7 protein-coding genes are annotated in these 12,241 nt (G+C 43.1%); 6 read left to right on the top strand and 1 reads right to left on the bottom strand.

What is annotated here, in order from left to right; all coding sequences use genetic code 11:
• Positions 1-81: 81 nt before the first annotated feature.
• From NFI81_RS19695 to NFI81_RS19670, 6 genes are all read left to right on the top strand, one after another.
• Entirely contained in the window at positions 82-3,402 is a 3,321-nt protein-coding gene (locus NFI81_RS19695) for a DUF4175 family protein (protein ID WP_234616449.1), read from the top strand.
• Between the two features lie 137 nt (positions 3,403-3,539).
• The gene (ybeY, locus tag NFI81_RS19690) at positions 3,540-3,953 is read left to right on the top strand and encodes an rRNA maturation RNase YbeY (protein ID WP_234616440.1); all 414 of its coding nucleotides are present in this window, start codon (positions 3,540-3,542) and stop codon (positions 3,951-3,953) included.
• 54 nt (positions 3,954-4,007) lie between these two features.
• Positions 4,008-5,870, top strand: a complete 1,863-nt coding sequence (gene mnmG / locus NFI81_RS19685) for a tRNA uridine-5-carboxymethylaminomethyl(34) synthesis enzyme MnmG (RefSeq protein ID WP_234616441.1) — start codon at positions 4,008-4,010, stop codon at positions 5,868-5,870.
• Complete coding sequence (locus tag NFI81_RS19680) at positions 5,870-6,775, top strand: class I SAM-dependent methyltransferase (protein ID WP_234616442.1); 906 nt, start codon at positions 5,870-5,872, stop codon at positions 6,773-6,775. Before mnmG ends, NFI81_RS19680 begins: the two co-directional genes overlap by 1 nt.
• Before the next feature lie 78 nt (positions 6,776-6,853).
• Positions 6,854-8,461 carry an Ig-like domain-containing domain gene (locus NFI81_RS19675; protein ID WP_234616443.1) on the top strand — a complete coding sequence of 536 codons (1,608 nt, stop codon included), beginning with the start codon at positions 6,854-6,856 and terminating at the stop codon, positions 8,459-8,461.
• A 438-nt stretch (positions 8,462-8,899) separates the two neighbouring features.
• Positions 8,900-10,708 (top strand): tetratricopeptide repeat protein, encoded by a 1,809-nt coding sequence (locus tag NFI81_RS19670; RefSeq protein WP_234616444.1) that lies wholly within the window; start codon positions 8,900-8,902, stop codon positions 10,706-10,708.
• Between the two features lie 127 nt (positions 10,709-10,835).
• Here NFI81_RS19670 and thrC read toward each other — a convergent pair whose 3' ends face one another.
• The gene (thrC, locus tag NFI81_RS19665) at positions 10,836-12,143 is read right to left on the bottom strand and encodes a threonine synthase (protein ID WP_234616445.1); all 1,308 of its coding nucleotides are present in this window, start codon (positions 12,141-12,143) and stop codon (positions 10,836-10,838) included.
• Positions 12,144-12,241: the final 98 nt, after the last annotated feature.

The raw sequence follows: 12,241 nt of genomic DNA, 5'->3' as shown, positions 1-12,241 counted from the left end.
GTAATTTTTGCCAGCCGGATACGTTATAAAAATCCATCAGAGATTTAACGACATTCATATATGGCTGCTTTTACGCCGGCAATGGAAGGCCTGTTGCTCCGCATTCAGGAATACCGTCAAAAATACTATCAAAATCAGTTGCTAAAAGGCATTATTTTCTCTGCCGGATTGCTTCTGAGTGTCTTTCTTTTTTTCAATACAATCGAATATTTCGGGCGGTTTAGCTCGGGTGTCCGGGGAACACTGTTCTTCGGATTTCTGGCTGTGCTCGTTTTTTCATTTTTCCAGTGGGTTGTCCAGCCGTTAATCCATCTTTCCGGCCTTAGAAAACCTATTTCGGATGAGCAGGCGGCATTGCAGATCGGGGAATATTTTCCGGAAATAGGGGATAAGCTTGTAAATACATTGCAATTAAGGGGATTGACCGGCACACAATCCGACTTGATTGAAGCCAGCATTCGCCAGAAATCGGGCCAGTTGCTGATTGTTAAATTCTCAGATGCCATCCGTTTTAATGAGAATAAAAAGCGCATCAAATATGCCATTTATCCGCTTGCGGCCATTGCGGCGATCTTGCTTTTCAATCCGTCGTTTTTCACTTCCAGTTCTGACAGGATTATTCATTTCCAGAAGAATTACACTTACGCGCCATTTTCATTTGTTCTTGAAAACAAATCATTAAAAGCATTTAGAAATGAGGACTTTACATTAAAATTAAAACTGCGGGGCGAAGCATTGCCCACCGCGGCTTACCTGGTGCAAAATGGCTCCCGTTTTAAACTTACCAATGACGGCAATCAGAACTATTCGTACACATTCAAAAACCTGCAAAGGGATGTGGCTTTTTCTTTTGATGCGGCTGGATTTGCATCTGAGGAATACCGGATTAATGTTGCGGAAAGGCCCTCACTGCTTTCATTTGATGTTAATCTGCATTATCCGGCATATCTTAATAAACCGGCAGAAGGACTGACAAATGTGGGCAATTTGTCCATTCCGGAAGGAACGACCATTGAGTGGGATTTTAACACATCAGCAACAAAATCGCTCGCGATTAAATTTGACGATGACTCTGCATTGTATCGGGCCAAAGGTGACAATGGCGATCATTATGCGGTCCGGAAAACGGTCAAACGCTCGTCGCAATATCAGGTGACTTTGAAAAATGAAGAAACAACCAATGCGGATAAAATTGGCTATTTCATCAACGTCGTTCCTGATAAATTCCCCGTGATGAACCTCGAAAACTTCCAGGATACGACGCTTTACAATTATCTGGTGCTAGGCGGCTCAATCAGTGATGATTATGGCTTCTCACAGCTTAAAATGTTTTATTCCGTAAAGCGGGCCGACCAGAAAAATGCTGCGCCGGCCAAAGGAATTCCTGTTCCTTTTAACAAAACGGTTAACACCCAGAGCTTTTATTTCCAATGGTATGTAGATAGCCTTAAACTGGGGCCCGGCGACAAGATCGAGTATTATGCCCAGGTTTGGGATAATGACGGCGTGAATGGGCCAAAAAGTGCCAAATCCAGGTCAATCCAGTTCACTGTTCCTTCCAAAGATCAGTTGGAGGCTGAGATCAAGAAGTCGGAGAAGGAAACGGAAGACCAAATGCAGTCGGCCATGAAAAAGGCACAGAGCTTGCAAAAGGATCTGACGAATCTGGATAATAAACTCAAAAGCAACAAAGAACTTGATTTCAAAGAGCAAAAGCAGATTGAAGAAGTGCTCAAAAAGCGTGAGGAACTAATGAAGGAATTGCAGGCTTTGCAGGAGAAAAATCAGAATGCGAACGAGAAATCCAAACAGTTCAATCAGCAAAGCCCGGAGTTACAAACCAAGCTGGAACAGCTTCAAAAGCTGATGAACGAGCTGATGGACAAGGACACTGAGAAGCTTTATCAGGAATTGAAAAAATTGCTGGAACAAAAACAAAGCGACCGAATGTCGAGCATGATGGAAAAGCTTAAAAACAAAGAGAATAACCTGGAAAAAGAGCTAGAACGGACCATGAAGCTTTTCAAGCAAATGCAGCTTGAACAAAAAATGGAAAATCTGACCGAAAAACTGGATGAGTTAGCAGATAAGGAAGATCAGCTTGCGGATAAAAGTCAGGAAAATGACAAGAATAAAAATTCTGATGACAAAAAAGGCAAGAACGAGGATTTGAAAAAAGAGCAGGAAAAAATTCAGGAAGAGTTCGAAAAAGCCAAGGAGGATTCCAAGGAGGTTGAAAAAATGAGCGAGGAGCTTGAACAGCCTTTGGATACACAAAAAGAAGAGCAGAAAAACGCCTCTGAGCAGATGGAAGAAAGTAAGGAGCAACTTGATAAGCAAGAGAATCAAAAAGCTTCCAAATCGCAGAAAAAGGCGGCGGAATCTATGAAGAAAATGTCGCAGTCGATGCAGGAAGCAATGGAGGCTGCGGAGATGGAGCAAATGCAGGAAAATCTGGATGCCCTACGCGATATCTTAGAGAATTTGATCACACTGTCTTTTGATCAGGAGACATTAATGAAAGATTTTCGCGGTGTAAGCTTGCAGGATCCAAGATTTATCAAACTCGGACAGCAGCAGTTGAAGTTGAAAGACGATGCGAAAATTGTTGAGGACAGCCTTTACGCGCTTGCAAACCGCGTGATACAGATCCAGTCGTTTATTACCCGTGAGCTCAATGATATGAAGTCTTACATGGATGAAAGCGTGAAGAGCATTAAAGATCGTCAGATCAATGTGGCGACTTCCAAGCAGCAATTCGCGATGACTTCCATGAACAATCTCGCCTTAATGCTGAGCGACGTCTTCAATCAGATGCAGCAGCAAATGGCGATGGCGATGCCGGGAAGTGGCAAGGGCAAGAAGGGAAAACAAAAGGGCGAGCAAAAAGGAATGGGCGAAATGCAGGAGAAGCTGAATGGTGAAATGAAAAAGCTTGGAGAAGGAAAAGAGGGGCAGGGAAATAATTCGGAGAAACTGGCCAGAATGGCCGCTGAACAAGCGATGATCAGGAAGATGATCCAGGACCTGATGGAATCTCAAAAAGGCACGGAAGTAGGAAAACAGATGGGTAAGGAGTTGCAGGAAATTGCTGAAAAAATGGATGAGACTGAAACTGATCTTGTGAACAAACGCATTACGCCCGAACTCATCAAGCGTAACCAGGAAATTACGACACGTTTGCTGGAATCTGAAAAAGCAATGAAAGAGCAGGACGAGGATGAGCAACGCAAAGCCCAAAGTGCGAAACAATTGCCAAGACAACCACCTGCGGCGTTTGAAAAATACATTCGTGAAAAGGAGAAGCAAACTGAATTACTGAGAACCATACCGCCCACATTTTCTCCATTCTACAAAAGGGAGGTGGATACTTACTTCCGCAAGTATCAGGCTAAGAACTGATTATAGCAGCATTTTGTTCTGAACATTCCGATGACCACGTTTTAACACTTTTTCAGCAAGTTGTTGAAGGCGCGGTCATCGGCTAAACTGTTCTTAAGCGGATAGTTTAGTATGTTTGTAATATTTTACCGCCCAGTATGCTTCATTTCTTCACCGAAAACGTCGATTTCGACCTGTTACGCCCGTTAAAAACAAAAAAGTGGATCAAAAACACCTCAATATCAGAGGGTTATGAAATATCAGAATTGAACTATATTTTTTGTAACGACGAATATCTTCTGGAAATCAATAAACAATATCTGGATCACGACTATTTCACGGACATTATTTCGTTTGACAATAGTGAGGAAGACAATGTGATTGAAGGTGATATTTACATTAGTGTCGACAGGGTAAGGGAGAATGCAGCGACGTTTCACGCCGATTTTGAGACTGAAATGCGCCGGGTTTTGATACACGGATTGTTGCATTTGATGGGATATGATGATACGGATGAAAAGCTAAAAGCTGCAATGCGGGCCAAAGAGGATCAGTATCTTCTGCTCTTCTAGTTAAATTTCCACGTGGAACACTTTAATTAAAGTGGTTTAATAAGTAAATGAATTATGTTTCAAGAATATGATGTAATCGTGGTAGGGGCAGGCCATGCCGGTTGTGAAGCAGCAGCGGCTGCGGCAACGATGGGCTCCTCCGTTCTGCTGATTACGATGAATATGCATACCATTGCGCAGATGTCGTGCAACCCAGCAATGGGCGGCGTGGCGAAAGGACAAATCGTTCGTGAGATCGATGCGCTCGGCGGACAGTCGGGGATCATTAGCGACAAAACAATGATCCAGTTCCGGATGCTTAATTTGTCAAAAGGCCCCGCCATGTGGAGCCCGAGATGCCAAAGCGACCGCGCCATGTTTGCTACGGAGTGGAGGAATGTGCTGGAGAACAATCCCAATGTTGACTTCTGGCAGGACACTGCAAAGGAAATAATCATAAAGGATGGAAAAGCCTGCGGTGTAAAGACAAGTTTGGGAATTGAAATACTTTCTAAATCCGTGGTGCTTACCAACGGCACATTCCTGAACGGACTCATCCATATCGGTGAGAAAAACTTTGGAGGCGGTCGCACAGGTGAAAAAGCTGCGACCGGAATCACGGAGCAACTGGTAACATTAGGTTTTGAGGCAGGCCGCATGAAAACCGGAACACCACCAAGAGTTGACGGACGCTCGCTCGATTATTCGAAAATGGAAGAGCAGCCGGGCGACGAAAATCCATCCAAATTTTCATACTCAGATACCAAGCCACTCGCCAAGCAAAGAAGCTGCTGGATTACTTACACCAATTCAGAAGTTCATGAAATCCTCAGAACAGGGTTTGAAAAATCACCAATGTTTTCGGGAAGGATCAAGGGGATTGGCCCGCGTTACTGTCCATCGGTTGAAGACAAAATCAACCGCTTTGCTGACAAAGATCGTCACCAAATTTTCGTGGAGCCCGAAGGGTGGGATACGGTCGAGGTTTATGTCAACGGCTTCTCTACATCATTACCGGAAGACGTGCAATACGCTGCACTCCGGAAAATCCCAGGCTTTGAGAGCGCAAAAATGTTTCGTCCGGGATATGCGATCGAATATGATTACTTCCCCCCGACGCAATTGAAATCGACGCTCGAAACGCATTTGATTCAAAATCTATTCTTCGCAGGTCAGATCAATGGAACAACGGGCTACGAAGAAGCAGCTTGCCAGGGATTGATGGCCGGCATTAATGCACACCAAAACGTGCACGAGCAGGATCCGTTTGTACTCAAAAGATCGGAGGCATATATCGGCGTTTTAATCGACGACCTCATTAACAAAGGCACGGAAGAACCTTACCGAATGTTTACTTCACGCGCTGAATATCGCACGCTGCTTAGGCAGGACAATGCAGACATCCGCCTTACGGAAAAAGGATATAGCATCGGATTAGCAAGTCAGGAAAGGCTAGATAATGTGCAGAAAAAACGAGCCGAAGTGGCCGAGATAATAGCCGCATTTTCTTCGACCAAGCTTGCGCCTGACGAGATTAACCCAACGCTGGAAATGATTGGGACGGCTGCATTACGTGAGAAAATTTCCCTTGCTCAATTGTTGAAGAGGCCACAGATCTCGATTGACCAGCTTACGGAAGCCAGCCCGATCGTGGAAAACCTCCTCGAGAAATTTGGAAAGGACTCCATTCATCAGGCTGAGATCAATTTAAAATACGACAGTTACATTGAAAAGGAAATGTTGCTCGTTGAGAAAATGAACAGGCTGGAAGACCTCAACATTATCGATAACTTCAACTATGATGTTGTGACTTCGCTGTCTTTTGAAGGACGTGAAAAACTCAAAAGAACCCGTCCTTCCACAATAGGACAGGCTTCCCGGATCAGTGGCGTGAGCCCATCCGACATTTCAGTATTAATGCTTTTCATAGGACGATAATGCCGTTAGAAACTCTTCAGAATTGCCCCGTTTGCGAAAAATCCAGCTTCAATAATTATTTGAATGTGGAGGATTACACCGTTTCTCATAAGGAATTCACCATTCAGCAATGCAACAGCTGCTACTTCCTGTTCACTAATCCGCGCCCATCAGAAGCTGAAATAGGAGCCTACTATCAATCGGAAGATTACATTTCTCACCACGACGAGGAGAAAACAAATCTGATTTCGAAAGCATATACAGCTGTAAGAAATCACACGATCAAACAAAAAGTGGAGCTGATCAATAGCCTCGTGCCGTCAAAAGGCAAGATTCTGGATATCGGATGTGGGACAGGAAACTTCCTGGCAGCAACAGCGAAAGACGGTTGGAAAATTTCAGGCACGGAGCCCGATTCAGGAGCAAGAACATTGGCACAAAAAAGGGCCGGAACGGCTATTTATGAATCGATCAATGCCGGTGAACTGACTTCTGAAACCTTTGACGTGATCACATTATGGCATGTGCTTGAACATGTACATCTGCTGAACGAAACTGTTGATTGGTTATACAAACACCTTAATCCCAATGGAAGAATTTTGATCGCTGTTCCGAATCCGCAGTCATTCGATGCTGTAAAATACGGCCGTTTTTGGGCAGCCTATGACGTGCCCAGGCATCTGTATCACTTTACAAAGGGAACAATGAAAACGCTGCTCCGGAAGCATAATTTGGATGTTAAGAGCATTCTTCCAATGTGGTTTGACTCCTTTTATGTCGGAATGCTTAGTTCTAAATATAGCGGCGGAAGCATTGATTATTTTGATAGTGTGAAAACTGGGCTGCTGTCTAACCTCAGGGGCCGTTCCAAAGACAAGGAGCAGCTCAATACATCGAGCCTTATATACATTGTTTCAAAAAAATAACCAGAAATTCTGACAACAATCTGAATGGGCCCTCAATACGCGTTATCTGTATTGCGGGCCTTTTAACTTTATAAATCAATGATCAGAACAATTGCCATTGCCATTATTTGCCTGATAATTTTCGGTCGCTGTGCCCAGCAGGTTTCGCCAACCGGAGGAAAGAAAGATTCTATTCCGCCAACGCTCCTGGAAAGCAACCCACTGAACAAAACCCTCAATTTTAAAGGTAAAAAAATCGAGGTTTTCTTCGATGAATATGTGGTTGTAGATAACATTAACCAAAAACTGATCATTACACCCGAAGCTGATAATCCCTACTCGTACAAGCAAAATGGCATGTCCGTTTCATTGAGTTTTAAAAATGAATTCAAAGACAGCACCACTTATACATTAAACTTCGGCGATGCAATACGGGATTTCGCTGAAAAAAACCCCGCGAAAAACCTAAAACTTGTGTTCAGCACAGGCAGCACACTCGATTCTGGCCGCGTGTATGGAACATTGAAAGACATGAAGACCAACAAGCCAATTTTCGATGCATTAGTTGGCCTTTATAACCTGAGCGACACACTTAACATTGCAAAGCAAAAGCCATATTACTTCTCGCGCACGGACAGCAGCGGCGTGTTTTCCATTGAAAATATTCAGACAAGAGATTACAAATTGATTGCAATTGATGACAAGAACCGCAACATGCTTTACAATGCTAAAGATGAGCGCATGGGCTTTCTGAGCAAACCCGTTACGGCCGGTTCCGACTCAGCATCATACAATCTAAATATGTTTCTCTCCGACAACACTGCGCTGAAAATCCAGCGAACTATTCCCAGGGTGAATAATTATGCCGTCGTATTTAGCAAACCGATAGAAAAAGTAAATGTGAAATTCATGAATAATGACACATTGCCTTACATGCTGGAAAACGGTGCAGCTTTGAAGTTTTTCAATGTTCAACCACATCCGGATTCAACCTTGGTAAAACTTACTGTTACCGACTCACTAGGAACAGTAACCGATTTTGAACAAAAAATAGCATTTCAAGCGCAAAGAGGGAAGGAGCGACAGCGGGACCCCTTCAATATGACAACGAAGCCCGAGGGAAATAAAGCGCTTACAAACACATTTACATATACCCTGAATCTGAATAAACCGATCCAGTTTTTGGATGATAAAAACATTAGTCTGATCACCGACAGCCTGACCCATGAGCCGCTGAGCGCATTCAAATATCGTTGGGATCCCACGCGCACCACGCTTACCATTGAGGCAAAATCATTCGCGAAAGACACCATTAAGTGGGACTTTCCAAAAGGTAGTATGCTAAGCGTTGAAGGGGACACATTACCGAAAACGCTCATTAAGCACCCCGTTTTAAATGAGGAGAATTATGGGCAAATAAAGGGTGCTATTGCTAATGCAGACACATCCATGCGATACATTGTTGAGCTTGTAGACGAGCAGTATAAGCTTATTGAAACGCAGTTCACATCTCCTTACACATTCATTCACATCCCGCAAGGCAAATATTATATTCGGGTAACGCTCGATGCCAACCGGAACCGGCGCTGGGATACAGGTGAGCTTGATAAGGATAAGCAGCCGGAAGCAATCTATTATCTCCCCGATAAAATTCTTTTGAAAGCCAATTTTGAGCTAAATGACGTGAACGTCACACTCCCTAAGTGAAAAAATCAACATTCTTTATGCACTTACTGTGGATAACTATGTTAATAACCCCTAAAGTTTGTTGGTAAGCGGGTCGAAAATGTTAACAATTGTGTGGATAAACACTAGTATCTGTGGATAAAAAATCGGGTGGCGTGCTTTTGTTGGTAAATGTAATCTAAATGGAAGTTAACACTGCGTTGATACACTTTAGTAAATGTGGATAAGATAAAAAGCAATAATTACTACGTTACTAACACTGAAGTGTGAACAGATAAATTCCTAACTTGTAATTCAGCTAGTTAAACGTTGATAATTCAGAACGCTTAAGTGGATAAATACCTTTAGTTATTCACAATATGTGGATAACTATGTTAATCTACAGTGGATAAACTAATTATCCCCTTATCCACAGACATAGTAAGAGATAATAACTAAAGAAAATTTTTTTTATCTATTATGAAAAAGGTTTCGAGATGGGTGTTGATATACATGCTTCTTTCCGGGGCCGCCGCGGTGGGGCAGACCGAGAAGGAGATGGCAGAGGAGTATTTTAAGAATAATGATTGTCCGAAAGCGCTGACTTATTACAGCAGCTTCCTGAAAACAACCTTTGAAAAGAACGCGCTGAAGAATTACACGAATTGCATCATTAAGACTAAGACTTGGGGTGATGGCGAGCAATTTTTCAAGAAGCAGATCAAAGGCGATGCGCCTAATGCGAGCTGGTATCATTTGTACTGGGGCGTGCTTCTGGAAGGCCAGGGGAAGTCTCAGGAGGCCACGAAAAAGATAGAGCAGAGCATTGCTGCATCAGGTGCGAGGATCGAGCTTAAACGCGATTTGGCGGAAGAATTCCGAGCCATCAATAAACCGGAATGGGCCAAGCAAATTCTCATCGAAGCAAGAGAGGCCGCCAAACGCACCGACATTTTCCAGCTGGAACTTGCTAGTGTATACCGCGACCTGAATGCGCCTGAACAAATGATTGATGAGCTGCTTTCTTACGGCATGCGGTATCAAAATATAGAAGTGGTTCAGAATATGCTGCAAGACTTTACGAAGGATGAGAAGGAACAGGCGTTATTGGAAAAAGTGCTTTATGACAAGATCCAGAAATTTCCCAGTGAAGGTTTTTACAATGAACTACTGATCTGGTATCAGATCCAGAAGAAGGATTTTTACAAAGCTTTTATTCAGGAAAGATCGCTGGACAAGCGTTTCAAACACAATGGTGCCAGGCTTTACAATCTTGGCATGCTTGCGCTTCAGAATCTCGATTACAATAACGCCGGAACCATCTTTGATCATCTGGTAAAGGAGTATCCCAAAGGTCAGCTTTATCCGGTTGCCAGGAGAATGGCCATTTTTGCGCGTGAAGAGCAAGTGAAAAACACTTATCCGATCAAGCGCAGTGAAGTGCAGAAACTCCTTGGACAGTATCAGCAGTTAGTGGATGAATTGGGGGTTAATGTCAGGACAGTGGAAGCGCTCAGGAATATGGCGATCCTGAATGCATTCTATATGGATGATTTTAAAAAGGCAATTGAAATACTGGATACGGCGATCGATGCCGGCAAGCAGGAAAAGAATTTTGTAGACAAATGCAAGCTTGACTTAGGCGATATCTACCTCTTGCAAGGCGAACCCTGGGAGGCAACATTGGTTTACTCACAAGTTGAAAAATCGCAGAAGGACGACTTGCTGGGTTACGAAGCTAAACTGAGAAATGCCAAGCTGCATTATTTTAAAGGAGAGTTTGAGCTGGCGAAAGCGGTGTTGGATATTTTGAAAAAAGCAACTTCCAGGGAAATCGCTAATGACGCGAATGAATTGTCGCTTCTTATTATGGATAACACCGGACTTGATAGTACGGAAGCTGCCATGAAGCAGTATTCGTCCGTGGAGTTGTTGTTATTCCAAAATAAAAAGTATGAGGCGATTGACACATTAAAACACCTCTATACAAAATATCAGAACCACAGCCTGGCTGACGAAATTCTTTGGCTGACCGCAAAGACTTACATCAAGCTCGACAGCAACCAGCAGGCCATGGAAAACTTGAAAGTGTTGACCACAAAATATGGTCACGACATTTATGGGGATGACGCCTTGTTCGCATCGGCAAAACTATATCAGGAAAAATTGAAGGACAAGGATCTTGCGATGAAGTTGTATCAGGAGTTGATGGAAAAATATCCGGGAAGCATTTTCGTCGCCGAGTCGAGAAAACGTTTTCGACTTTTACGGGGCGACGTTATCAATTAGATTTTCTAATAAAAAAGAAAGAGGCAGAATCTTAGCGATTTCTGCCTCTTTTGGTTTCAATATTCGCGCACTTGGATGCGATAGAATGGCTATAAGCAAATCTCACGAGCTGAAATCTGCCAAAATATCAGTTTAATGTATTCATTAACAGTGTTTTAAAATTAGAAAAAGAGGCATTCATTTGTGTTGCCACTTTTTCAATGGAAAGCAGTGAACCAAGTCTTTCGGGTATTTCTATCTGTTTTTCCAATGTTTCTTCTACAAGCTCGATAAATTTTGCAGGATGAGCAGTTGAAAGAAACACACCGGTGAAGCCGGACGCATTTTGTTTGCGATATTCCTCAAGACCTTGAAAAGCAACTGCAGTGTGTGGGCACATTACATATCCGGATTTTTTGAAAACTTCACGCATTGCATTTCTTGTCTGCTCATTATCAAAATAAAATCCGGAAACTTTCTCAGTAGCCAATTCCCAGTCATCAGCGAAGAATCTTTTAAGTCTCACAAAATTGCTTGGGTTACCAACGTCCATTGCATTGGATATGGTTTCTATTGAAGGCAACGGTTCGTATGTTCCGCTTTCCAGATATCTCGGGACTGCATTGTTCAAGTTAGTGGCTGCAACGAAGTGTTCCACCGGCAAGCCCATTCGATAGGCGAGAAGTCCTGCGCTCAGATTTCCAAAGTTTCCGCTTGGTATAGCAAAAACAATGGGCTTACCGAGCCTTTTCAACTGCGCATAAGCCGAGAAATAATAGAATGACTGTGGGATCAGACGCGCTATATTAATGGAGTTAGCGGAAGCAAGGTTGAATTTTGCATTCAGTTCGGGATCGAGGAAAGCTTCCTTGACCAATTTCTGGCAATCATCAAATGTTCCGTCGACTTCAATCGCCGTAACATTATGACCAAGCGTAGTAAGTTGTTTTTCCTGAATATCACTGACCTTGCCACTTGGATAAAGTATGGTGACAGAAATGCCGGGAATTTTGTAAAATCCTTGTGCAACTGCTCCGCCCGTATCCCCGGATGTGGCAACTAATATCTTTATTTCCTTTTTTGATCGTACCAAATAATAAGACATTATCGCGGCCATAAACCGCGCTCCAAAGTCTTTAAAAGCCATGGAAGGGCCATGAAAGAGCTCTAAAACGTAGTCCTGTTCATTAATCTGCAGAATCGGCGCATCGAAATCATAAGCGGTATTTATGATGGTTTCAATTTCGCTTCTTGTAATTTCGTCTCCGAATAGGGTATGCGTTATCTCAATAGCAATTTCATTGAATGTCTTCGTTTCAATATTTGCTATAAAATCCGATGAAAGCGTAGGGATGGATTCCGGCATATAAAGCCCGTTATCGGCAGGCAGGCTGTTGAAGATGGCTTCTTCGGCCGTGGCCTTGATACTGGCCGTTTTTGTACTATAGAATATCATTTCAGTAACTATTGTGCAAACTTGAGAATTCAAATTTAAGTAAAAAGCTGCCAGCACGGCGCTACAAATTTTTGTGGTGGTGAAATTGGCCAATGAAT

This window comes from Dyadobacter fanqingshengii (assembly GCF_023822005.2).
Classification (GTDB): Bacteria; Bacteroidota; Bacteroidia; order Cytophagales; family Spirosomataceae; genus Dyadobacter; species Dyadobacter fanqingshengii.
This window is presented reverse-complemented; position numbering and strand designations above follow the sequence as displayed.

Excerpts from the sequence above, each read along its gene's own strand:
- NFI81_RS19695 (WP_234616449.1), top strand. The coding sequence starts at position 82 with ATGGAAGGCCTGTTGCTCCGCATTCAGGAATACCGTCAAAAATACTAT.
- NFI81_RS19670 (WP_234616444.1), top strand. The coding sequence starts at position 8,900 with ATGAAAAAGGTTTCGAGATGGGTGTTGATATACATGCTTCTTTCCGGG.
- mnmG (WP_234616441.1), top strand. The coding sequence starts at position 4,008 with ATGTTTCAAGAATATGATGTAATCGTGGTAGGGGCAGGCCATGCCGGT.
- thrC (WP_234616445.1), bottom strand. The coding sequence starts at position 12,143 with ATGATATTCTATAGTACAAAAACGGCCAGTATCAAGGCCACGGCCGAA.
- ybeY (WP_234616440.1), top strand. The coding sequence starts at position 3,540 with ATGCTTCATTTCTTCACCGAAAACGTCGATTTCGACCTGTTACGCCCG.
- NFI81_RS19680 (WP_234616442.1), top strand. The coding sequence starts at position 5,870 with ATGCCGTTAGAAACTCTTCAGAATTGCCCCGTTTGCGAAAAATCCAGC.
- NFI81_RS19675 (WP_234616443.1), top strand. The coding sequence starts at position 6,854 with ATGATCAGAACAATTGCCATTGCCATTATTTGCCTGATAATTTTCGGT.